The 22,054-nt window shown below is 71.8% G+C and carries 19 protein-coding genes; 6 read left to right on the plus strand and 13 right to left on the minus strand.

The window, feature by feature from the left end:
- Window positions 1-189: 189 nt before the first annotated feature.
- Together NRF20_RS19845 and NRF20_RS19850 are read right to left on the minus strand one after the other, a co-directional pair.
- Window positions 190-1,083: an alpha/beta fold hydrolase gene (locus NRF20_RS19845; RefSeq protein ID WP_398633384.1), complete on the minus strand. Its 894-nt coding sequence runs from the start codon at window positions 1,081-1,083 to the stop codon at window positions 190-192.
- A 727-nt stretch (window positions 1,084-1,810) separates the two neighbouring features.
- Window positions 1,811-2,503 carry a metal-dependent transcriptional regulator gene (locus tag NRF20_RS19850; protein WP_093899867.1) on the minus strand — a complete coding sequence of 231 codons (693 nt, stop codon included), beginning with the start codon at window positions 2,501-2,503 and terminating at the stop codon, window positions 1,811-1,813.
- Between the two features lie 219 nt (window positions 2,504-2,722).
- Here NRF20_RS19850 and NRF20_RS19855 point away from each other — a divergent pair, with 219 nt between their 5' ends.
- Window positions 2,723-3,478 (plus strand): SIS domain-containing protein, encoded by a 756-nt coding sequence (locus NRF20_RS19855; RefSeq protein WP_266358969.1) that lies wholly within the window; start codon window positions 2,723-2,725, stop codon window positions 3,476-3,478.
- A gap of 25 nt (window positions 3,479-3,503) precedes the next feature.
- Here the strand turns inward: NRF20_RS19855 and NRF20_RS19860 are convergent, their stop codons facing one another.
- A complete protein-coding gene (locus tag NRF20_RS19860) occupies window positions 3,504-4,688 on the minus strand; it encodes a sensor histidine kinase (RefSeq protein ID WP_413752988.1) in 1,185 nt (394 codons plus the stop codon).
- Window positions 4,685-5,473 (minus strand): response regulator transcription factor, encoded by a 789-nt coding sequence (locus NRF20_RS19865; RefSeq protein WP_398630231.1) that lies wholly within the window; start codon window positions 5,471-5,473, stop codon window positions 4,685-4,687. Before NRF20_RS19865 ends, NRF20_RS19860 begins: the two co-directional genes overlap by 4 nt.
- Before the next feature lie 127 nt (window positions 5,474-5,600).
- Between NRF20_RS19865 and NRF20_RS19870 the strand changes: the two genes are divergently transcribed.
- Genes NRF20_RS19870 through NRF20_RS19885 form a run of 4 tightly spaced genes read left to right on the plus strand, consistent with a single transcriptional unit; the run spans window position 5,601 to window position 9,221 of the window.
- Window positions 5,601-6,134 carry a hypothetical protein gene (locus NRF20_RS19870; protein ID WP_413752989.1) on the plus strand — a complete coding sequence of 178 codons (534 nt, stop codon included), beginning with the start codon at window positions 5,601-5,603 and terminating at the stop codon, window positions 6,132-6,134.
- Window positions 6,135-6,148: 14 nt separating this feature from the next.
- On the plus strand, window positions 6,149-7,189 hold the full coding sequence (locus NRF20_RS19875) for a peptidoglycan-binding protein (RefSeq protein ID WP_413752990.1): 1,041 nt from the start codon (window positions 6,149-6,151) through the stop codon (window positions 7,187-7,189).
- Window positions 7,186-7,989, plus strand: a complete 804-nt coding sequence (locus tag NRF20_RS19880; protein ID WP_398630229.1) for an ABC transporter ATP-binding protein — start codon at window positions 7,186-7,188, stop codon at window positions 7,987-7,989. Before NRF20_RS19875 ends, NRF20_RS19880 begins: the two co-directional genes overlap by 4 nt.
- Complete coding sequence (locus NRF20_RS19885; protein WP_398630228.1) at window positions 7,986-9,221, plus strand: ABC transporter permease; 1,236 nt, start codon at window positions 7,986-7,988, stop codon at window positions 9,219-9,221. Before NRF20_RS19880 ends, NRF20_RS19885 begins: the two co-directional genes overlap by 4 nt.
- Before the next feature lie 73 nt (window positions 9,222-9,294).
- On the opposite strand, the gene NRF20_RS19890 is transcribed toward NRF20_RS19885, so the two are convergent.
- Entirely contained in the window at window positions 9,295-10,650 is a 1,356-nt protein-coding gene (locus NRF20_RS19890; RefSeq protein ID WP_398630227.1) for a PAS domain-containing protein, read from the minus strand.
- 360 nt (window positions 10,651-11,010) lie between these two features.
- Entirely contained in the window at window positions 11,011-11,637 is a 627-nt protein-coding gene (gene pdxH / locus NRF20_RS19895) for a pyridoxamine 5'-phosphate oxidase (protein WP_398630240.1), read from the minus strand.
- 221 nt (window positions 11,638-11,858) lie between these two features.
- Here pdxH and NRF20_RS19900 point away from each other — a divergent pair, with 221 nt between their 5' ends.
- Window positions 11,859-12,968 (plus strand): citrate synthase 2, encoded by a 1,110-nt coding sequence (locus NRF20_RS19900; protein ID WP_398630226.1) that lies wholly within the window; start codon window positions 11,859-11,861, stop codon window positions 12,966-12,968.
- 46 nt (window positions 12,969-13,014) lie between these two features.
- Here the strand turns inward: NRF20_RS19900 and NRF20_RS19905 are convergent, their stop codons facing one another.
- The 7 genes from NRF20_RS19905 to NRF20_RS19935 all read right to left on the minus strand — a co-directional run bounded on the left by NRF20_RS19905 (window position 13,015) and on the right by NRF20_RS19935 (window position 21,769).
- Window positions 13,015-13,608 (minus strand): TetR/AcrR family transcriptional regulator, encoded by a 594-nt coding sequence (locus NRF20_RS19905; protein WP_398630225.1) that lies wholly within the window; start codon window positions 13,606-13,608, stop codon window positions 13,015-13,017.
- Window positions 13,596-14,336, minus strand: a complete 741-nt coding sequence (locus tag NRF20_RS19910; RefSeq protein ID WP_398630224.1) for an enoyl-CoA hydratase family protein — start codon at window positions 14,334-14,336, stop codon at window positions 13,596-13,598. The genes NRF20_RS19905 and NRF20_RS19910 overlap by 13 nt, the downstream gene beginning before the upstream one ends.
- A 187-nt stretch (window positions 14,337-14,523) precedes the next feature.
- Window positions 14,524-15,720: an acyl-CoA dehydrogenase family protein gene (locus NRF20_RS19915; protein ID WP_398630223.1), complete on the minus strand. Its 1,197-nt coding sequence runs from the start codon at window positions 15,718-15,720 to the stop codon at window positions 14,524-14,526.
- Entirely contained in the window at window positions 15,717-17,660 is a 1,944-nt protein-coding gene (locus NRF20_RS19920; protein ID WP_413752991.1) for a biotin carboxylase N-terminal domain-containing protein, read from the minus strand. The genes NRF20_RS19915 and NRF20_RS19920 overlap by 4 nt, the downstream gene beginning before the upstream one ends.
- A 7-nt stretch (window positions 17,661-17,667) precedes the next feature.
- Complete coding sequence (locus tag NRF20_RS19925; protein WP_413752992.1) at window positions 17,668-19,266, minus strand: acyl-CoA carboxylase subunit beta; 1,599 nt, start codon at window positions 19,264-19,266, stop codon at window positions 17,668-17,670.
- Entirely contained in the window at window positions 19,263-20,978 is a 1,716-nt protein-coding gene (locus NRF20_RS19930) for an acyclic terpene utilization AtuA family protein (protein ID WP_413752993.1), read from the minus strand. Before NRF20_RS19930 ends, NRF20_RS19925 begins: the two co-directional genes overlap by 4 nt.
- Entirely contained in the window at window positions 20,975-21,769 is a 795-nt protein-coding gene (locus NRF20_RS19935; protein ID WP_398630219.1) for a TIGR03084 family metal-binding protein, read from the minus strand. The genes NRF20_RS19930 and NRF20_RS19935 overlap by 4 nt, the downstream gene beginning before the upstream one ends.
- Window positions 21,770-22,054: the final 285 nt, after the last annotated feature.

Below are 22,054 nucleotides of genomic sequence, written 5' to 3' on the forward strand. Positions count from 1 at the left end.
GGGTGGGAGAAGGAGCGGGGCTGGGTGCGTGCAGCTGCAAGGCGGAGGAGGGAGGCAACGCGATGGGGTCTCCCCTGCTCGAGCGAAGCCGAGAGCTTGGGGAAGTTGTCGACTGACGACAACGCCGGAGATGTGCGTGCCCAGCCCCGCGACGCCGCCCCCCCATTTGCCGGTCGGTCTTAATCGGTCTCAAGGGGAGACGGGCTCGCGGTCGCCCTGGGGGTCCTCGGCGAACTGCTCCAGGAAGGGTTCGACCGCCGCTCGCCAGCCCTCCGGCTGGTCGTAGTGGACGAGATGGCCGGCGTCGGCCACCTCCGCGTACTGCCCGCGCGGCAGTACGCGGACCATCTCCTGGGCCTCTGCCCGGCCCAGCTCGCCGTCGAGGCCGCGGAGCACCAGGGCCGGGCACCGTACCTGTCCCAGCTCCTCCCAGTGCGCGTCGAACACCCACGTCGCACGGGACTGGAGCATCTGGCGACGGGAGAAGACAGGGCGCCAGCCGTCGGCCCGCTCGGCCATCACCTCGGCGAAGAATTCGCCGCGGGCGGGGTTGGGCCGCTCCACCCAGGGGTCATCCTCGCCGAACCACTTCCGTACGTCGGAGAGCGTCGCGAACGGCACCGGCCAGGACTTGAACCAGTCCTCCCACTCCCGCTGCGAGGCCGCCCCGAGCGCGGAGGCCCGCATGTCGCAGATGACCAGGGCCCGGACGAGATCGGGGCGCTTCGCGGCGAGCTGCCAGGCGGTGAGCGCTCCCATCGAATGCCCGACGAGGGTGACGGGGGCGAGGCCGAGCTGTTCGATCGCCGCCTCGGCGTCGGCGACGTACGCCTCACGGGTGTACGGGCCTTCGGCCGGCTTCTCGCTGCGGCCGTGCCCTCGCTGGTCGAGGCCGACGGCGCGGTGCCGCTCGGCGAGCCAGCGGGTGGTCGAGGCCCAGTGGGAGGCCCGGCCCATCAAACCGTGGAGCAATAAGACCCCGGGGGCGCGTTCGCCCTCCGTGCGCCCTTTGGGCGGGTCGGCGAACTCCCAGGCCGCGAGGCGTACGCCGCCGGTCCCGGTCACATCGATGCGCCGCACCATATGTTCTGGCACCCCCTTCTGGTCCTCGATCACCGCTTGATCACCGCTCGATCACCGTGTGGTCGTGTCACGCCAGACTATCGAACCTATATTCGAAAACCGGGTTCCGGCACCCAACACCCCTCGTTCGAGTGACCGGCTCCAAGGATTGACGGCGGCCTCGGAGGGGAGATCTTCTCCGGGAGGCGGGCCACTCGGGGATGAGGGCCCGTGGGGATCGACCTCGAGAGCTCGGGGCTCCAGGTCGAAACAGGGGAGGGCAGGCCCCGGCGCCGCGAGGCGCCGGGGCCCTCTGCCGTTCGGGGAGCGGTCGTTCGGGGAGCGGCCGGCGCCAAAACACCTACGCGGGCGGCGGGCGCTTCATGGACGGCCGGGCGCGGCCCGCAGGCGGCCGGGCGCGGATCGTGGACGGCCGGACGCGGATCATGGGCGGCCGGACGCGGATCATGGGCGGCCGGGACCGCGGCAGCGACCTTCCGGTGTGCGTGCCAGACATGCCGGACGCGCCAGTACGACGGGCGCATGCGCCTGCTCCCTCCCCGACCGTGCGACCAGGTGGCCGACACTCTCAGGTATGCCTCAGCCACAGCCTGACACGGGATCCGCCCGGGCGCTGCAATTCCGGGCGGAAAAACGGAAAGCGGACGTCACGCTTCAGTGCCCTGTCGGCACTCGGTGGGCGGCGCCTGTCAGCGGCGCCTGTCAGCGGTGCCCGTCGCAGCACCCGTCAGCGCTTGGCCACGAACACATGCGAGGCGATCTCGGCGTCCAGCTCCGCCGCCTCGCCACTGCTGCCGACCAGCACCCCGCCGGGCGACTGGGTCACGCTGACCACGGAACCGGGCTGAACACCCGCCCGCCGCAGCGTGTACATCAACTGGGCGTCCGTCTGGATCGGCTCACCGATCCGGCGCACGACCACCGTCTTGCCCTCGGCACCCGGGTCGAGCTCCGACAGGCTCACCATGCCCTCGTCGAGGAACGGGTCGGCCTCGGCCTTCTCGCCCAGCTCCTCCAGGCCCGGGATCGGATTCCCGTACGGGGACTCCGTCGGGTGGCGCAGCAGCTCCAGCACCCGCCGCTCCACGGCCTCGCTCATCACATGCTCCCAGCGGCACGCCTCGGCATGGACCTGCTCCCACTCCAGGCCGATCACGTCGACGAGCAGGCACTCGGCGAGCCGGTGCTTGCGCATGACGCGGGTCGCGAGGCGGCGCCCCTCGTCGGTCAGCTCCAGGTGGCGGTCGCCCGCGACCTGCACCAGGCCGTCGCGCTCCATGCGCGCCACCGTCTGGCTGACCGTCGGACCGCTCTGGTCCAGCCGTTCCGCAATCCGGGCGCGCATGGGGACCACGCCTTCCTCTTCGAGTTCGAGGATGGTGCGGAGATACATCTCCGTGGTGTCGATCAGTCCGGACATTCGTGCCCCTCGATGCTGTGACAGGAAAACGTCGTAAGCGCTGTGCGCTGGCCCTGACCCAATTCTGACGCATACCGCCGACAACCGTGCCGAGCCGACCGAACGCTGTGCAGCGGAGCAGCGTGGGCACTATTGACAGGCCACTGGTCCAGACCGCAACGTGATCCGCGGCACGGACACCCCACGAACAATTTCTCCCCGCCGGAAAGGGCCTCCTCGATGAGCGACAGCAAGCTGGCCGGTCAGTTCTTCGATGCAGCGATCGGCCTGCTGGAGCGCGTACGCGACGAGGAGTCCGGCAACATCGCGGCCGCCGGTGCGGCGATCGCCGACACCGTCGCCGCGGGCGGCAGGCTCTTCGCCTTCGGCGCCGGGCACTCCTCGCTCGCCGCGCAGGACGTCGTCTACCGAGCGGGCGGACTCGCCCTGATGAACCTGCTGGCCGTGCCCGGGAGCGTCGGCGTCGACGTCATGCCGGCGCCCCTCGGCTCGGCACTGGAGAGGGTCGACGGGCTGGCGGGCGCGGTGCTCGACTCCAGCCCCGCAAAGGCGGGCGACGTCCTCGTGATCATCTCACTCTCCGGGCGCAACGCGCTTCCGGTGGAGATGGCGATGAATGCGCGGGCGCTCGGCCTGAAGGTCATCGGCGTCACCTCGGTGGCGTACGCGGACGGCACCCGGTCCCGGCACAGCTCGGACAGCTTCCTGCGGGACCACTGCGACATCGTGCTCGACAGCAAGATCTCCATCGGCGACGCGGAGCTGACCGCCGAGGGGGTCGAGGCGCCGTTCGCACCCGCGTCGACGGTCGTCACCAGTGCGGTGATGCAGGCGATGATGGCCGCCGCGGTGGAGCAGCTCGTGGCGCGGGGGGTCGAGCCGCCGATGCTGCGGTCGGGGAACGTCGACGGCGGTCACGAGTGGAACGGGCGCGTCATGACGGAGTACCGGGACCGGATCTTCTACCGCCACTGATCGCGCCGGGCCGCCGGCCGTCCCGCTACGGGCACGTCGGCAGCACGACCCGGACCGTCAGTCCGCCGCCCGGGTTCGCCGTCGCACTCGCCTCGCCGCCGTGCGCCCTCGCGATCGACGCCACGATGGAGAGCCCCAGACCGGCCCCCTCACCGGGAGCGTGGCGGCGGGCCTGCGCCCGGCGGAACGGCTCGAACAGCAGCGGCACGGTCGCCGGGTCCACCACCGGCCCGGTGTTGGCGACCTCCAGACCGCCCGGCCCCACCCGGACCCGTACCGTCCCGCCGGGGTGGTTGTGTCGCAGCGCGTTGGCGACCAGGTTGTGCACGAGGTGGTCCAGCAGGACCGGGTCGCCCTCGACCGACACCGGCCGGGTCTCCGCCTCGACGGTGATGGACCGTTCCTTCACCTCCGCCTCCAGCGCCTCGGTCACCGTGGCCGCGGTCGCGTCCAGGCCGACCCGTTCGCGCCGTCGCAGGCCCTCGTCACAGACCGCGAGGAGCAGCAGTCCCTCGATGAGCTGCTCGCTGTCGGCGGCGGTGTCGATGAGCTTGTCCCGGATCCAGGCGACCTTTTCGGGCGGCGGGTCGTCGGCGAGGCCGATCTCGGCTGCGGCCCGCTGCACGGCGAGCGGGGTGCGCAGCTCGTGGGCGGCGTTGGCGGCGAACCGCTGCCTGGCGGCGACCAGCGCCTCGATCCGGTCGAGCATCCCGTCGAAGGTGTCGGCCAGTTCCTTGAGCTCGCCGGGCGGGGCCTTCAGCGCGAGGCGTTCGTGCAGGTTGCTGCCGGAGAGCCGGCGGGCGCGGGCGGTGATGACGCCGACCGGCCGCAGCACCCGGCCCGCCATCCACCAGGCGAGCGCGACGGAGAGCGCCGAGTAGACGGCGAGGGAGATCCCGGAGACCGTCAGCAGCTGGCTGAGCGCGGCATCTCCGGCGGCGGTGCTGACCCTCTGCGCCACCGCGTACTGCCCGGGTTGCATGACCACGGTCTGCGCCCAGTCCGACGACGGCAGCGCGGGCGCGGTGGCCAAGCCCGACCTGACGGCGGGGGCGGTGGCCCCGGCGGGGACCGCCGGGGCCACCGCGGTCAGCACACTGGCGTAGAGGCCCTCGCTGACCAGCAGGTAGACCAGCCCCACCAGCAGGGCGCCGGCCAGCACCAGCAGTCCGCCGTACAGCGCGGTGAGCCGGGCACGCTCGCTGCTCACCGGCCCTCCGTCGGCCGGTTCGCGGAGCCGTCGTCCGGCTGGTCCGCCGACCCGTTCACCGATCCGGTCGCGTCGCCGCCCACCGGTCCGGTCGCGGGGCCGTGGTCCCCCGGCCCGTCAGCGAGGCCGTCCCCGATGCGGTAGCCGGCCCCCGGGACCGTCTCGATCACCGGAGGCGCGCCCAGTTTGGCGCGGAGCTTGGACAGGGTGACCCGGACCGCGTTGGTGCGGTAGCTGGTGTCCTCCTCCCACACCTCCTCGATCAGGTCGTCGCCGCTGACGACCGCGCCCTCGGCCCGCAGCAGGGTCTCCAGCACGGCGAACTCCTTGCGGGAGAGCGAGAGGTAGCGGCCGTCGCGGCAGACCTGGCGGCGGGCGGTGTCCAGCGTCAGCCCGGCCCGTTGAAGGACCGGCGGGAGAGCGGGGCGGGCACGGCGGCCGAGCGCCAGGACCCGGGCGAGGAGTTCGTCGTACGCGAACGGCTTGGTCAGGTAGTCGTCGGCGCCGAGCCCGAGGCCGGCCACCCGGTCCCGTACCGTCCCGGACGCGGTGAGCATCAGGATCCGGGTCAGCAGGCGCATGCCGACGACCCGCCGGCACACCTCGTCGCCGTGCAGCCCCGGCAGATCGCGGTCGAGGATCATCACGTCGTACGCGCCGAACCGAAGCCGGTCCAGCGCCGCCCGGCCGTCGGAGGCGATGTCCACCGCGACGGCGTCGCGGCGCAGCCCCTCGGCGATCATCCCGGCCAGGAATTCCTCGTCCTCCACCACCAGCACACGCATGGGTCCTGTGTAACCCAAAGCGACGTTTCGTCGGTGTAAACATCCGGGCTGAGAGAAACGAAACCGCGTCCTCGCGCACGCTCAAGCCGTTCGTACCCGGCCTGTCAGCAACGGACGAGGAGCCCTCATGAACCCGATCATTTCCCGCCGGACCACCTCCCGCGCACAAAGTCGCGGCGTCGCCGCCTGCCTGATCGCCGTCGCCGTCGCCCTGTCGGCCACCGCCTGCTCGGGCGACGGGGGCGGAAGCGGAAGCGGAACCAAGAGCGCCGGATCTGCTTCGGACACCAAGAAGACGGACGAGGACCAGGCCCTGGAGCACCGCAAGTGCCTGCGGGAGCAGGGCCTGGACGTCCCGGAGCCGAAGCCGGGCGAGAACAGCCACGGAATAACCGTCGACGGCGGCGGCAAGAGCCAGAAGGAGATGGAGAAGGCGTTCAATGCCTGCCAGGACAAGGCGGTCGGCGGCGGGCCCAAGGAGCTCACCCAGGCCGAGAAGGACAAGGCGGTCGCCTTCGCCCGGTGCATGCGCAAGAACGGCTTCGACATGCCCGACCCGAAGTTCGACGGCGGGGGAATGCAGGCGGCGCCCGCGATGAAGCCGAAGGACATGAAGAAATTCGAGAAGGCCAACACGGCGTGCGAAAGCGTCGGGCGGTGAGGCGCGGACGGGCCATGGTGGCCGCTGCGGCGGTGCTCGCCGTGGCGGCCGGGTCACTGGCTCTCACCCAGTTCGGCTCCGCCGAGGAGACGGGCGGCCCGAAGAACACCGGGCTGCCCCCGGCCACCGCCGCGGTCGAGCGCGGCGACCTGCGCGACAGCGCCCAGGCGGACGGGACGCTCGGTTACGACAAGCAGCGCAAGGTCAACGCGGGCGTGGCGGGCACCATGACCTGGACCCCGCGCACCGGCTCGACCGTCCAGCGGAACGAGCGGCTGTACGAGGTCGACGGCCGGGCGGTGTGGCTGATGTACGGCTCGGGGCCGATGTACCGGACGCTGAAGCCGGGCGACCGGGGCCGGGACGTGGAGCAGCTGGAGCGCAATCTCGTAGAGCTCGGCTACACCGGCTTCACCCCGGACGACGAGTACACCGAGCTGACCGCGGCCGCCGTCAAGCGCTGGCAGAAGTCCCACGACAGCAAGCGGACCGGAACGGTGGGGCCGCAGGACATCGCCTTCGCCCCGGGGAAGGTCCGGATCAAGAGCGTCGAGGCGGCCGTCGGCGAACTGGCCCAGCCCGGCGCTCCGGTCCTCACCACGACCGGCTCCGAGCGCATCGTGACGTTCGAGCTCGACGTCGCCGAGAGCCAGCTCGCCAAGGCGGGCACCAAGGTCACCGTCGAGCTGCCGGACGGCAGCAGCGCGGCCGGGTCGGTCTCCTCCGTCGGCCGGACGGCGAAGCCCGGCAAGGACCCGCAGGACAACAGCCCCAAGGTCACCCTGACCGTCTCCTTCGACAAGCCGGACAAGGTCGGCGGCTTCGACCAGTCGCCGGTCACGGTGAACCTGACCGGCGAGCTGCGCAAGGACGTCCTCAGCGTCCCGGTGAACGCGCTGCTCGCGCTGCCCGGCGGCGGCTTCGGCCTCCAGGTCGTCCAGGACGGCGCGGTCCGCGACGTGAAGGTCGAGCTCGGCATGTTCGCCGAGGGCCGGGTCGAGGTGTCCGGCGGCGGGCTGCGCGAGGGCATGAAGGTCGGGGTGCCGAAGATATGAACACGGTCGTCGGCCTCAGGGGCGTCACCAAGGAGTACCCGGGCCCGGTCGCCGCCCTGCGTGGGGTGGACCTCACCGTCGAAGAGGGCGAACTCCTCGGCATCGTCGGCCCGTCCGGCTCCGGCAAGTCCACGCTGCTGCACATCATCGGCACCCTGGACCGCCCCACCGCCGGGTCCGTCCACATCGCGGGGCACGACGTGGCGGCGCTCTCCGACCGCAGGCTCTCCGCGCTGCGTGCCCAGCACGTCGGCTTCGTCTTCCAGGCGTTCCACCTGGTGCCGGGTGTCAGCGCCCGCGACAACGTCGCGGAGGGCCTGCTGTACTCGGGCCTGTCCCGTGCCGTACGCCGCCGCAGGGCCGCCGACGCGCTGGAGCGGGTCGGGCTCGCCGACCGCCTCGACCACAAGCCGCACCAGCTCTCCGGCGGACAGAAACAGCGGGTCGCCATCGCGCGGGCCGTCGTGGGGGAACCCGCGCTGCTGCTGGCCGACGAACCGACCGGGGCGCTCGACTCGGCGTCCGGGAAAGCGGTGATGAAGCTGCTGCGCGACCTCAACCGGGAGGGCGCCACCATCGCGGTCATCACGCACGACACCGAGATCGCCCGGGACCTGCCGCGCGAGGTGCGCATCCGGGACGGCCAGGTGGTCGCGGACGTACGCAATCCGTCCGCGGACGTACGCGATCCGTCTACGGACGTACGCGATCCGTCCACGGGCGTGCGCGATCCATCTACGGATGTGCGCGACGGCTCCGGGAACGGCCGCTCCCCCGCCGCGACGGGAGCGGACCAGTGAGGGCGCGGCGCGCGGACCGCGACGCCGGCGGCCGGGGCCGGGGGCGGCTGAAAGCGGCCCGGCTCGGCCCCCGGGACGTGCTGCACGTCGGCTCGGCGGGGCTGCGCAGCCGGCCGATGCGGGTCGTGCTCTCCGCCCTGGGCATCGCCATCGGCATCGCGACGATGATCTCGGTGGTGGGCATCTCCGCCTCCAGCCAGGCCCAGCTGCTCCGGGAGCTCGACAAGCTGGGCACCAACCTGCTCGTGGCCTCCCCCGGCGATTCGATGTTCGCCGGGCAGGACGTCAAGCTGCCCGAGGACGCGGTCGGGATGGTGGGCCGGATCAAGGGCGTCCAGGATGTGGGCGCGACCGCCGACCTCGACGCGACCGCACGCCGCAACGAGAAGATCGACAAGGACGATACGGGCGGGATCACCGTCAAGGCGACCACCGGCGACCTGCTGCGGGTGCTGCGCGGCGAGGTCCGCAGCGGCAGCTGGCTCAACAACGCGACCGGACGCTACCCCTCCGTCGTGCTCGGCCATGTCTCCGCGGAGCGTCTCGGCATCACCGCTCCGGGCCGGCAGGTGTGGATCGGCGACCGGTACTTCACCGTGGTCGGCATCCTCGCCCCGCTGCCACTCGCCCCGGAGATCGAACGCTCCGCACTGGTCGGCTGGGAGGGTGCGAAGCGCCTGCTGGGCTTCGAGGGCCACCCGACGTCGGTGTACGAGCGCTCGGCCGACGCGGCGGTGCAGGACGTGCGCAAGGTCATGGCAGCGACGGTCGACCCGCAGAACCCGCAGAACGTGAAGGTCACCGACCCGTCGTCGGCGCTCCGGGCGAAGGCGGCGACCGAGGGGGCGTTCAGCAGCCTGCTGCTGGGCCTGGGCGGCATCGCGCTGCTCGTCGGCGGCGTCGGGGTCGCCAACACCATGATCATCTCGGTGCTGGAGCGGCGGTACGAGATCGGGCTGCGCCGCTCGCTCGGCGCGACCCGGGGCCAGATCCGCATCCAGTTCGTCACGGAGTCGCTGATGCTCTCCGGCCTGGGCGGCCTGGCGGGCGTGGCGCTCGGCGCGGCGGCGACCGGGGTGTACGCGTACTCCGGCGGACTGCCCTGGGTGGTGCCACCGTGGGCGGTCGGCGGCGGCTTCGGCGCGACGCTGGTGATCGGCACGATCGCGGGCCTCTACCCGGCGGTGCGGGCGTCCCGTCTCTCACCGACGCTGGCGCTGCACGCGGCGTGAGGACGGGCCCCGGCCGGGGGCGGTGCCGGGCTCCACGACGGGGCCTGGCACACCCCTGGCCGGACCGCGTCGCCTACGGCCGCTTCGTCACCTGCGCCAGGTCGACCGCCCCCGCGACCCGGGCCGCCACCGTCTCCGCGTACGCCGCGTCGGGGCGCTCGAAGGCCGTGCGATGGGCGGAGCGCAGAAACGTCACCACGCCCAGCGTCCGCCCCCTGCTCCGCAGCACCGCGCACAGCGCGTGCACCGCATCCCCCGGCCACTGCCGTTCGGCCGCCCACACCCCGGCCCCGGGCCCCGCCCCCGCGCCGGCCCGTACCGAACCCGTACGGTCCACCGCCTGAAGAGCCGGGTGCCCCGCCGCGTACCGCAGCGGAATACCGCCGCCGGCCACCGGCAGGCACGGACCCGGCTCACCGGACGGGGTCGCCGCCACTCGCACCAGCCGCTCCCCCGCCACCAGGTCGACCAGCGCATGGTCGGCGAAGCCCGCGAGCGCATAGTCCAGATAGGACATCGCCGCCTCCATCGGGTCCTCGCACTCGGACGCCGACCGCGACGCCCGGTGCAACTGGTTCGAGCGGAACCGCACCCGGTCCGCCTCCTGCGCTGCCAGCTTCTCCGTGGTCACGTCCTGGAACAGCCAGCCGACCCCCAACGGAACCGGCTCCTCCGCGAGTGGCGACGCCAGCCGCAGAAAGCCACTGCGCCAGCAACGCCGCCCATCCCCCTCCGCCGCCCGTAACGTCACCCACAGCTCGGCGAGCGCCGGTGGCGCGCCCTCGGCGAGTACGTGCTGCAGGGCGCCCTCCAGATCCTCGACGCCCTGCACGATCAACTCCCCCAGCGGGCGCCCCAGCAGCGTCGTACGCCCGCCGCCCAGCGCCCGTGCCGCGTGCGCGTTGACGACCGTCGGGCGCATATCGGCGTCGACGAGCACCACACCCCACGACGCGTCCTCGAACAGCGCCTCGCTCAGCGCGATCGACCGCTCCAGATCGATCTGCGCATGGACCTCCCCGAACGCGCAGTACACCCCGGCCGGCTTCCCGTCCGCACCCCGGACCCCCGCCGACTGCGTCCGCACGAGCACCCGCCCACCGTCCTTGCGCAGCAGCGCGAACTCATGCACCCGGCGGCCGGCACCGTCCATGGCCGCCATCAGCCGCTCCTGCACCTCCCCCGCATCCGCCCGCCGCACCGCCCACCCGGCAAACCCGGGCCGGCCCACGGCCTCCTCGGCGGACCAGCCCAGAATCCGCTCGGCCTCACGGTTCCAGTGGGTGATCGTGCCGTCCGCGTCGAACGCGCACAGCGCCGCATCCATCCCGTCGAGCAGCGCCGCAAGCAGCTCGGCCCCGGGCCCTGCCCTCGGACCCTCTTCGGGCCCGAGCGCGTCGGTCGTCCCACTGCTCGTGGACGCACTCATCCCGTACCCCCCGCAGGACGTATCCGGCATTACCGCACGTCAGACCATTGAACTCGAACGTGACCCGGCGCACACCGACTTCTCCGAAATAGGCCGGTCCATTAATTCGGTTGTGCGGGCCCGGAGAGGTTCCTAGTGTGTGTCGTACACGTCGAAAGGAGGTGATCCGAAAAGTGCAGTCTTATCGGATTCGTGAGGTGGCTGCGGGCTGACAGCCCGTCGTCGCACACAGTGCACCTCGGCAGGCTGTCTGCCGAAACCCAAGCAGTCACCGACCCGCAGGCTCGCCGGTAAGTCCGGCCGGCTCCTCCGCAAGGAGGGACCAGAGCCTGCGGGTTTCTGCGTGTCCGGACGGGTTTTCTACGGGCACAGGCGCTCCACGCGCCACTTCTCGCCCTCGCGTACATACCTCAGCCGGTCGTGCAGCCGGTTCTCGTGGCCCTGCCAGAACTCGATCGTGTCGGGGACCACGCGGAAGCCGCCCCACTGAGGGGGCGCGGGGACATGTTCGCCCTCCGGGTAGCGGGCAGCCAGTTCCTCGTAGCGTTCGATCAGCTCTTCGCGGGAGCCGATCACCGTCGACTGGGCGCTCGCCCAGGCGCCCAGCTGGGAGCCGTGGGGGCGGGTGCGGAAGTAGGCGACCGTCTCTTCGCGGCCGACACGGGCCGCCGTGCCGGTGACGACGACCTGGCGGGCCATCGGGTGCCAGGGGAAGAGCAGCGAGACGTACGGGTTGGCGGTCAGTTCGCGGCCCTTGCGGGATTCGTAGTTGGTGAAGAAGACGAAGCCGCGTTCGTCGTACTTCTTCAGCAGCACCGTGCGTGAGGACGGCCGGCCCTCGGGGGTGGCGGTGGAGACCACCATGGCGTTGGGCTCGTGGAGCACCCCGCCCACGGCTACCTGCCGGAACCAGTGCGCGAACTGCTGCATCGGGTCGGCAGGCAGCGTGTCCTCGGTGAAGGCCACGGAGCGGTACTGCTCACGCATCGCGGCCGGATCGGTGGTGGAATCGGAGGGGGAGTCTGCGGTGGGCACGGGGTCATCCTGCCGCAGCGGCCGAGTCTTCCCGGCAAGGAGGGGCGTCAATCCGTCATCGGTGAATCCGGAAGCTGTGCCGGATGTCACGCTTCCCCGCGTCGTGGGAACCCGCCAATATCTTGGGGCAGGCCACTGTGGCCTCCGTACAGCCGCCGACCGAGGGAGCCGCCATGTCCGACTTCGTACCGGGACTAGAGGGAGTCATCGCGTTCGAGACGGAGATCGCCGAACCGGACAAGGAAGGCGGTTCGCTCCGTTACCGCGGTGTCGACATCGAGGATCTCGTCGGCCATGTGTCGTTCGGAAATGTCTGGGGTCTGCTGGTCGACGGGGCGTTCAAGCCGGGTCTGCCGCCGGCCGAGCCGTTCCCGATCCCGGTGCACTCCGGGGACATCCGGGTCGATGTGCAATCCGCGCTGGCGATGCTCGCTCCCGTGTGGGGCCTGAAGCCGCTGCTCGACATCGACGAGGAGACGGCGCGCAACGATCTGGCGCGGGCCGCGGTGATGGCGTTGTCGTACGTCGCCCAGTCGGCGCGCGGGCAGGGTCTGCCGATGGTTCCGCAGAGCGAGATCGACAAGGCACAGTCCGTGGTCGAGCGATTCATGATCCGCTGGCGCGGTGAGCCGGACCCCAAGCACGTCAAGGCCGTCGACGCGTACTGGACGTCGGCCGCCGAGCACGGCATGAACGCCTCCACGTTCACCGCCCGGGTCATCGCGTCGACCGGCGCCGATGTGGCGGCGGCGCTTTCGGGCGCGGTGGGTGCGATGTCGGGGCCGCTGCACGGTGGTGCGCCGTCCCGGGTCCTCGGCATGATCGAGGAGATCGAGCGGACCGGGGATGCCACCGCGTATGTGAAGAAGGCCCTGGACAAGGGTGAGCGGCTGATGGGCTTCGGGCACCGGGTCTACCGGGCGGAGGACCCGCGGGCGCGGGTGCTGCGGCGTACGGCGAAGGAGCTGGGCGCGCCGCGGTTCGAGGTGGCGCAGGCGCTGGAGAAGGCCGCGTTGGAGGAGTTGCACGCGCGTCGCCCGGACCGGGTGCTGGCGACGAACGTGGAGTTCTGGGCGGCGATCATGCTGGACTTCGCGGAGGTTCCGGCGCACATGTTCACGTCGATGTTCACGTGTGCGCGTACGGCGGGCTGGTCGGCGCACATTCTGGAGCAGAAGCGGACGGGGCGGCTGGTGCGGCCGTCGGCGAGGTATGTGGGGCCGGGGCCGCGTGATCCCCGGGAGATCGAGGGGTACGAGCAGATCGCAAATCTGGGGAACTGAACCCGTGGTGTGAGGTCCGGGGCCGGCAGGGCCTGTCGGCCCCGGCTCAGTGCAGTGCGTCGTCCAGCAGTGCCGCCCACTGTGCCACGACCCTCTGACGCCGGGCGGTGTCGTCGGTGAGTACGTTGGCCAGGCCCAGGCCGCGGGCCATGTCGAGGAGGCCCTGGACGGTTTCGCGTACGCCGGGCCTTGTTTCGTCGGCGGTGAGGAGTTCGACGGCGATGCGGTGGGTCTCGCGGCCGACCCGGGCTTCGAGTTCGGTGACGCGGGGGCGGAGTTGTTCCTCGTTGGACGCGGCGACCCAGAGCTGGAGTGCGGCGCGAAAGAGCGGGCCCGTATAGAGGTCGACGAGGGCGGCGACGACGGCCGTGCGGCCCTGGACGGGCAGGGCGCGCAGGGCGGCGGAGCGTTCCTCGGCGACGTATTCGACGGCTGCGGTGAACAGGTCCTCGCGGGTCGGGAAGTGGTGCTGGGCGGCGCCTCGGGAGACCCCGGCGTGTTCGGCGACGACGGAGACGGTGGAGCCTGCCCAGCCGTGTTCGGCGAGGCAGGCGACCGCGGCTTCGAGCAGCCGTTGGCGGGTGGCGCGGCTGCGGTCCTGCTTGGGGGTCCTGTCGGTGGGGGGCGTCACAACACCCATGCGGGGTCCCGTCGTTCGAGGAAGGCCGTCATCCCCTCCCGCGCCTCGGCGGAGGCGAAGAGTGCTGCCGAGCGGGCGATGAGGTCTTCGGCGTACTGGTCGAAACTCTCCCGCACAGTAGCTGTGACCAGCTCCTTCGATGCTGCCAGCCCCTGCGGTGAGGCCCGGCGCAGTCCGTCCAGTACGGGTACGAGTGCTTCGTCGACGTCCTCGGCGGCGATGGTGACGAGGGAGATGCGGGCTGCTTCGGTCGCGTCGAACCGTTCTCCGGTGAGGTAGTAGCGGGCGGCGGCGCGCGGGTCGGTGCGGGGCAGCAGTGGCATGGAGATGACGGCGGGGGCGAGGCCGAGCCGGGATTCGGTGAGGGCGAACGAGGCGTCGGGGCCGGCCGCGGAGATGTCGCAGGCGCTCAGTAGCCCGAGGCCGCCCGCCCGGACATGTCCGGTGACCCGGGCGACGACGGGCTTGGGCAGTGCGACGATCTGCCGCATCAGGGCGACGAAGGCTGCCGGGTCGGGCGGTCCGGTGAGGTCGGCGCCCGCGCAGAACGTGGTGCCGGTGTGGGTGAGGACGACGGCTCGTACGGTGTCGTCGGCCGCGCACGCGTCCAGGGCGGTGGAGAGCTCGCCGACCAGCCGTGCGGAGAGTGCGTTGCGGTTGGCCGGTGAGTCGAGGGTGAGGGTGGTGATGCCCCGGTCGTGGGTGGGTTCGGCGAGCGGCGGCTTCATGTGGTTCGTCTCCTTCTCCCCGGACGTCCTGCCGAGCGTGGCAGCGGTGCCGGGAGCGATCAAACGCGCTTGCATGGTCTGCGGTGCCCTCGCCTGCTGCACGGGGCCGGCCCCGTGCAGCACGACGCCCCATACGCGTGCACGGACAGCGCCCGGTCGCACTCGGCCGTCCGGCACCCGGCTCGCGTCAGTACGACTTGGGGAGACCCAGGGACTGGTGGGACACGTAGTTCAGGATCATTTCCCGGCTGACGGGTGCGATCCGGGCGACGCGGGCCGCCGTGATCAGGGACGCGAGGCCGTATTCGCGGGTGAGGCCGTTGCCGCCGAGGGTGTGCACGGCCTGGTCGACGGCTTTGACGCAGGCTTCGCCGGCCGCGTACTTCGCCATGTTGGCGGCCTCGCCGGCGCCGATGTCGTCGCCGTCGTCGTACAGCCGGGCGGCTTTCTGCATCATCAGCCGGGCCAGTTCCAGTTCGATGTGGGCCTGGGCGAGGGGGTGGGCGATGGCCTGGTGGGAGCCGATGGGTTCCTTCCACACCTGGCGGGTCTTCGCGTACTCGACGGCGCGGGCGAGTGCGTAGCGGCCCATGCCGATGCCGAATGCGGCGGTCATGATGCGTTCGGGGTTGAGCCCGGCGAAGAGCTGGAGAAGCCCGGCGTCCTCTCCCCCACTCTCGGCTTCGCTTGAGCGGGAGGTACCCCCTCCGACGAGCGCGTCGGCCGGCAGCCGTACGTCGTCGAGGACCAGCTCGAACTGCTTCTCCGGGGCCTGGAGTTCCATGTCGATCTGCGAGCGGCCGAAGCCGGGGGCGTCGCGCGGGACGATGAAGAGACAGGGCTTGAGCCTGCCGGACCGGGCATCCTCGGTGCGGCCGACGATAAGGGTGGCGTCGGCGATGTCGACGCCGGAGACGAAGACCTTGCGGCCGGTGAGCAGCCAGTCCTCGCCGTCCTTGCGGGCGGTGGTGGTGATGCGGTGGGAGTTGGATCCGGCGTCGGGTTCGGTGATGCCGAAGGCCATGATGAGGCTGCCGTCGGCGAGGCCGGGGAGCCACTGCCGCTTCTGGGTTTCGGTGCCGAAGCGGGCGATGACGGTGCCGCAGATCGCCGGGGAGACCACCATCATGAGCAGCGGGCTGCCGGCCGCGCCCAACTCCTCCAGGACGATGGAGAGTTCGGCCATTCCGCTGCCTCCGCCGCCGTACTCCTCGGGGAGGTTCACGCCGAGGTAGCCGAGCTTGGCGGCTTCGGTCCACAGCTCGTGCGGGTGGGCGCCGTCGCGGACGACGGAGGTCATGTAGTCACGTCCGTAGCGCTTTCCGAGTGCGGCGACGGCGGCGCGCAGGGCCTGGTGCTCTTCGGTTTCGAGGACGGTGCTCATTGCTTCGGTTCCTCCTGTACGTCTTGCACGACGGCGAGCAGGGCGCCGACCTCCACCTGGAGGCCGGGGGCGGCGTGGAGTGCGGTGAGGGTGCCGGAGGCGGGGGCGAGGATGCGGTGTTCCATCTTCATCGCCTCCAGCCAGATCAGTGGCTGCCCGGCTTCGACCGTCGCCCCGGCCCCGAGCCCGTCCGCGATGCGGACGACGGTGCCGGGCATGGGGGCGAGCAGGGAGCCGGGTACGGTCCGGTCGGTGGGGTCGGTGAAGCGGGGCAGGGCGGTGAAGGTGTACGAGCCGGTGGCGGTGTCCACGTACGCCTTGTCGCCGTGGACGGCGATGTCGAAGTGGTGGGTGACGCCGCCGGTTTCGAGGGTGACGCGGTCGGGCCCGGCGGCGACGACGCGTTCTCCGGTCTCGGGTACGGGGCCGGTGCGGGTGGTGCGGTAGGCGGCCTCGTGTTCGGTGCCGTCGGGTTCGGCGCGGTAGCGCTTGGTCCGGGGCTGCGAGGAGATGTTGCGCCAGGCGCCGAGGCGGACGGGGCCCGGGCCATGGTGCCGGGTGGCGGCGTCGGCGAGGGCGGCGGCCAGGGCGGCGGTGCGGTGGTCCGCTTCGTCCGGGGCGGGGGTGAGGGCGTCCAGGTGGCGGTCGTAGAAGCCGGTGTCGAGGCGGGCGGCGCGGAAGTCGGGGTGGCGCAGGGACCGTACGAGCAGGTCGCGGTTGGTGACGGGGCCGTGGATGCGGGCGCGTTCCAGGGCGCGGGCGAGGAGGCGTACGGCTTCGCCCCGGGTGGGGGCGTGGGCGATGACCTTGGCGAGCATGGGGTCGTAGTGCACGCCGATGGTGTCGCCGCCGGTGTATCCGGTGTCGAGGCGCAGTCCGGGTTCGTCCGGCATTTCCAGTGTGTGCAGTGCTCCGGTCTGCGGCTGCCAGTCGCGGGCGGGGTCCTCGGCGTAGAGGCGGGCCTCGACGGCGTGCCCCTGTGGTTCGGGGCGTGCGGTGGTGGGCAGCGGTTCGCCTTCCGCGATGCGCAGTTGCAGGGCGACGAGGTCGAGCCCGAAGACGGCTTCGGTGACGGGGTGTTCGACCTGGAGGCGGGTGTTCATCTCCAGGAAGTAGGGGCGTCCGTCGGCGGCGAGGAGGAATTCGACGGTGCCCGCGCCCCGGTAGCCGACGGCGCGGGCGGCGGCCACGGCGGCATCGTGCAGCCGGGTCCGCAGTCCGTCGTCGAGGCCGGGTGCGGGAGCTTCCTCGACGACCTTCTGGTGGCGTCGCTGGAGGGAGCAGTCCCGGGTGCCGAGCGCCCAGACCCCGCCAAGCCCGTCGGCCATGACCTGGACCTCGACGTGCCGGCCGCGTTCCACGTACGGCTCCGCGAAGACCTCGCCGTCCCCGAACGCGGCCGTGGCCTCGGCGGCTGCCGCCGTCAGCTCCGCGGGCAGGTCGGCGAGTTCGCGTACGATCCGCATCCCGCGCCCGCCGCCGCCCGCCGCCGCCTTGAGCAGCAACGGCAGGTCGTCGGCGGTGGCCCGTTCCGGGTCGACGGGGGCGAGCAGCGGCACCCCGGCGGCGGCCATCAGTTCCTTGGCGCGGGTCTTGGACGCCATCAGCTCGATGGCCTTGACCGGCGGGCCGACCCAGACGAGGCCGGCGTCCTGCACGGCGCGGGCGAATCCGGCGTTCTCGGAGAGGAAGCCGTAGCCGGGGTGGACGGCGTCGGCACCGGTCGCGAGCGCGGCGCGTACGACGAGGTCGCCGCGGAGATAGGTGTCGGCCGGGGCGGCGCCCGGCAGCCGTACGGCGGTGTCGGCCTCCCGTACGTGGAGCGCGTCGGCGTCCGCGTCGGAGTACACCGCGACGGTGGCGATGCCGAGCGCACGGCAGGTGCGGAAGATCCGGCAGGCGATCTCGCCCCGGTTGGCGACAAGCAGTGTGGAGATCATCTGGCCCTCACATCCGGAAGATTCCGAAGCCGCCGCGGGCGCCTTCGACCGGGGCGGTGTGGATCGCTGACAGGCACATCCCGAGGACGGTCCTGGTGTCGCGCGGGTCGATGACCCCGTCGTCGTACAGCCGCCCGGACAGGAACATCGGTAGCGACTCGGACTCGATCTGCTGCTCGACCATGGCGCGCAGTCCGGCGTCGGCCTCGTCGTCGTAGGGCTGCCCCTTCGCGGCGGCGGAGGCGCGGGCGACGATGGACAGCACCCCGGCGAGCTGCTGCGGGCCCATGACGGCGGACTTGCTGCTGGGCCAGGCGAAGAGGAAGCGCGGGTCGTACGCCCTGCCGCACATGCCGTAGTGCCCGGCCCCGTACGAGGCACCCATCAGCACGGACAGGTGCGGGACCTTCGAGTTCGACACCGCGTTGATCATCATCGCGCCGTGTTTGATGATGCCGCCCTGCTCGTACTCCTTGCCGACCATGTAGCCGGTGGTGTTGTGCAGGAAGACCAGTGGGATGTCGCGTTGGTTGGCGAGCTGGATGAACTGGGCTGCCTTCTGCGACTCCTCGCTGAACAGCACCCCCTGCGCGTTGGCGAGGATGCCGACGGGGTAGCCGTGGAGCCTCGCCCAGCCGGTCACCAGACTGGTCCCGTAGAGCGGTTTGAACGCGTCGAAGTCCGAGCCGTCGACGAGCCGGGCGATGACCTCGCAGGGGTCGAAGGGCACCTTCAGATCGCCGGGCACGATGCCGGTCAGTTCGTCCTGGTCGTACTTGGGCGGTTCGGCGGGGCCCGGATCGGCGTGTGCCTTGCGCCAGTTGAGGCGTGCGACGATCCGGCGGGCCTGTCGCAGCGCGTCCTGCTCGTCGACGGCGAAGTGGTCGGCGAGCCCGGAGGTGCGGGCGTGCATCTCGGCGCCGCCGAGCGATTCGTCGTCGCTCTCCTCGCCTGTCGCCATCTTCACCAGGGGCGGTCCGCCGAGGAAGACCTTGGACCGTTCCTTGATCATGACGGTGTGGTCGGACATGCCGGGGACGTACGCCCCGCCCGCGGTCGAGTTCCCGAAGACGACGGCGACGGTCGGGATTCCGGCCGCGGAGAGCCGGGTGATGTCGCGGAACAGCGCCCCGCCCGGGATGAAGATCTCCTTCTGCGACGGGAGATCGGCGCCCCCGGACTCGACGAGGCTGACGCAGGGCAGCCGGTTGGCGAAGGCGATCTCGTTCGCCCGCAGGGCCTTCTTCAGGGTCCAGGGGTTGGAGGCGCCGCCGCGTACGGTCGGGTCGTTGGCGGTGATCAGGCACTCCACGCCCTCGATCACCCCGATCCCGGTGACGAGCGAGGCGCCGACCGCGTAATCGCTGCCCCAGGCGGCCAGCGGCGAGAGCTCCAGGAACGGGGTGTCCTCGTCGATCAGCAGCTCGATCCGCTCGCGGGCCAGGAGCTTGCCGCGCGAGCGGTGCCGCGCCACGTACTTCTCGCCGCCGCCCGCCTGTGCCTTGGTGTGCTCGGCGGCGAGCTCGTCGAGTTTCGCGAGCATGGCCGTGCGGTTCGCGGCGTATTCGGGGCTCGCGGTGTCGAGCGCGGTGGGCAGGACGGTCATGCGTGCGCCTCCGGTGCGTGGACGGTCTCCAGCAGCGATACGGGAATGGGCAGGTGCCGGGAGCGCAGCCACTCCCCCACCGCCTTGGCCTGCGGGTCGAACCGGTGCTGGGCGGCGACGCCCTCGCCGAGCAGCCCGTGGACGGTGAAGTTCAGGGCGCGGAGGTTCGGCAGGACATGGCGTACGACGGTGAGGCCGGCGGTCTCCGGCAGCAGTTCCCGGAACCGTTCGACGGTCAGTTCGTGGGCCAGCCACCGCCAGGCGTCGTTCCCGACGGCCCACACGCCCACGTTGGCGTCCCCGCCCTTGTCGCCGCTGCGGGCCCCCGCGATCCGGCCGAGCGGGGCGGGCCGGGTGGGGCCGGGGTCCGGCAGGGGTTCGGGCAGCGGCGGTTCCCCGGCGTCCCGGAGCGGCTGCGTCGTCGCGGGAGGCGCCATGCTCAGTCGCCGTCCGTCGGGGAGGACAGCGACATGCGGGACCTCGCCCGCCGGTACGTACCGCGCCTCGAACACCCCGTACGGCGCGCCCTTGCCGGGTGGGGCGGTGACGTGGAAGCCGGGGTAGCTGCCGAGCGCCAGCTCGATCGCGGCGCCGGAGACCGCGCGTCCGACGGTCTCCTGGTCCCGGTCGCGGACGACGAGGCGGAGCAGGGCGCTCGCGCTCTCCTCGGTGGCGGCGTCGGCCCGGTCCGTCCGGGACAGCTCCCACCGCACCTCGTCGGGTTCGGTACGGGAGCGGGCGAGCGCGTCCGCGAACTGTTCCCGTACCAGCTGCGCCTTGGCCTCGATGTCGAGGCCGGTGAGCACGAAGACGACCTCGTTGCGCCAGCCGCCGAGCCGGTTCAGCCCGACCTTGAGGGTGGGTGGCGGGGCCTCGCCGCCCACCCCCGAGATCCTGACCCGGTCGGGTCCGTCCTGGGTCAGCCGTACGGTGTCGAGCCGGGCGGTGACGTCCGGTCCGGCGTACCGGGCGCCGCCGGTCTCGTACAGCAGCTGGGCGGTGACGGTGCCGATGTCGACGACGCCGCCGGTGCCGTCGTGCTTGGTGATGACGGACGAGCCGTCGGCGTGGATCTCGGCGACGGGGAAGCCGGGCCGGCGCAGGTCGTGGCCCCGGAAGAACGAGTAGTTCCCGCCGGTGGCCTGGGTTCCGCATTCCAGGACGTGTCCGGCGACGACGGCCCCGGCGAGGGCGTCGTGGTCGTCGGGTCCCCAGCCGAAGTGGGCGGCGGCGGGTCCGGTGACGAGGGCCGCGTCGGTGACCCGTCCGGTGACGACGACATCGGCGCCCGCGGTGAGGCAGGCGGCGATCCCCGCGCCGCCGAGGTAGGCGTTGGCGGTGAGGAAGCCCTCGGGGACGGGGAGGCTGTCGCCCTCCACATGGGCGACCCGTACGGGCACTCCCACCTTCTGTGCCAACTCCCTTACGGCGTCGGCCAGTCCTGCCGGATTGAGTCCTCCGGCATTGGTGACGATCTTCACCCCGCGCTCGTGGGCGAGCCAGAGGCCCTCTTCGAGCTGGCGCAGGAAGGTGGTGGCGTACCCGTGCGCGGGATCCTTGAGCCGGCTCCGGCCGAGGATGAGCATGGTCAGCTCGGCGAGATAGTCCCCGGTGAGTACGTCGAGGGGTCCGCCGGTGAGCATCTCGCGTACGGCGTCGAAGCGGTCGCCGTAGAACCCGGAGGCATTGCCGATCCGCAGCGGTCCGGTCACTTGCCGCCTCCCCGGGGTACGCGGCCGGGTCCGGCGGGCCCGGCGAACGCCTGGGCGATGTCGAGCCACTGGTCGGCGTCGGGTCCGACGGCCCGGACGGCGAGGTCGTCGCGGTGGGCACGCTGGGTGACGAGGAGGCAGAAGTCGACCAGCGGCCCGGTGACGCGCTGCGGTGCGTCCTCGGCCCCGAAGGCGATCAGCTCTCCGTCCGGGGCCAGGAGTTCGACCCGGAACTCCTCTTCGGGCGCCTTGATGCCCCGTACCAGGTAGGCATAGTCCCTGGCCCGCACACCGATCCGGGCGACGTGCCGCAGCCGGGCGGTGGGGGGTCTGGTGACCCCGAGGGCGTCGGCGATGTCCTGGCCGTGGGCCCAGGTCTCCATGATCCGGGCGGTCGCCATGGAAGCGACACTCATCGGCGGCCCGTACCAGGGAATACGGGTACCGGCGGGCGTGTCCCGCAGCGCCGCTTCGAGCCGCCCCCGCCCGTCCCGCCACCGCGCAAGCAGTGCGTCCGGGGCGAGCACTGCCAGCTCCTCCGCGCCCCGGTCGACAAAGGATTCGGGCGCCTCCATGGCCTCGGCCACCTCCGCGGCGAAGGCACCGGCATCGGTGGCGGCGAGCAGCGCGACCTCGTCGGTCCAGGTGAGATGGGCGATCTGGTGCGCGATGCTCCAGCCGGGAGCGGGTGTCGCAGCGGCCCATTGCCCGGCGCTCAACCCCCGTACGAGTACGTCGAGTTCCTGGCTCTCATCGCGCATGTCGTCGATCACGGCTGCGACATCGGGCACGGTGCGCTCCCCTCGGGGCAAGGCGGTGTGCCGAGGAGCATGGCAGCGGACCCATAAACAAGCAAGCATGCTTGCATTATTTTCTGACCGCACGACCCTCAAGTGATCCCCCTCGGGCAAAGGGATGGGTGCCGGGCCCCGCTTCCGCAGCCTTGGACCGGTACAGCCACTGACGCCAAGCACTTGATCTCGAATGGCGAGAGGGCGCCCGGCCCCGCGCGACACCACTTGACACCGCCCTGCGACAACTTGGCGCCGCAAGCCCGCCCACCCGTCGCCAGCCTC

It is taken from the genome of Streptomyces sp. R-74717 (assembly GCF_047305335.1).
Classification (GTDB): domain Bacteria; phylum Actinomycetota; class Actinomycetes; order Streptomycetales; family Streptomycetaceae; genus Streptomyces; species Streptomyces atratus.

Bases quoted from the DNA above. Each gene is read 5' to 3' on its own strand.
- NRF20_RS19845 (WP_398633384.1), bottom strand. From the start codon at position 1,083: ATGGTGCGGCGCATCGATGTGACCGGGACCGGCGGCGTACGCCTCGCG.
- NRF20_RS19850 (WP_093899867.1), bottom strand. From the start codon at position 2,503: ATGTCCGGACTGATCGACACCACGGAGATGTATCTCCGCACCATCCTC.
- NRF20_RS19855 (WP_266358969.1), top strand. From the start codon at position 2,723: ATGAGCGACAGCAAGCTGGCCGGTCAGTTCTTCGATGCAGCGATCGGC.
- NRF20_RS19865 (WP_398630231.1), bottom strand. From the start codon at position 5,473: ATGCGTGTGCTGGTGGTGGAGGACGAGGAATTCCTGGCCGGGATGATC.
- NRF20_RS19870 (WP_413752989.1), top strand. From the start codon at position 5,601: ATGAACCCGATCATTTCCCGCCGGACCACCTCCCGCGCACAAAGTCGC.
- NRF20_RS19875 (WP_413752990.1), top strand. From the start codon at position 6,149: ATGGTGGCCGCTGCGGCGGTGCTCGCCGTGGCGGCCGGGTCACTGGCT.
- NRF20_RS19880 (WP_398630229.1), top strand. From the start codon at position 7,186: ATGAACACGGTCGTCGGCCTCAGGGGCGTCACCAAGGAGTACCCGGGC.
- NRF20_RS19890 (WP_398630227.1), bottom strand. From the start codon at position 10,650: ATGAGTGCGTCCACGAGCAGTGGGACGACCGACGCGCTCGGGCCCGAA.
- pdxH (WP_398630240.1), bottom strand. From the start codon at position 11,637: ATGCGTGAGCAGTACCGCTCCGTGGCCTTCACCGAGGACACGCTGCCT.
- NRF20_RS19900 (WP_398630226.1), top strand. From the start codon at position 11,859: ATGTCCGACTTCGTACCGGGACTAGAGGGAGTCATCGCGTTCGAGACG.
- NRF20_RS19905 (WP_398630225.1), bottom strand. From the start codon at position 13,608: ATGGGTGTTGTGACGCCCCCCACCGACAGGACCCCCAAGCAGGACCGC.
- NRF20_RS19910 (WP_398630224.1), bottom strand. From the start codon at position 14,336: ATGAAGCCGCCGCTCGCCGAACCCACCCACGACCGGGGCATCACCACC.
- NRF20_RS19915 (WP_398630223.1), bottom strand. From the start codon at position 15,720: ATGAGCACCGTCCTCGAAACCGAAGAGCACCAGGCCCTGCGCGCCGCC.
- NRF20_RS19920 (WP_413752991.1), bottom strand. From the start codon at position 17,660: ATGATCTCCACACTGCTTGTCGCCAACCGGGGCGAGATCGCCTGCCGG.
- NRF20_RS19925 (WP_413752992.1), bottom strand. From the start codon at position 19,266: ATGACCGTCCTGCCCACCGCGCTCGACACCGCGAGCCCCGAATACGCC.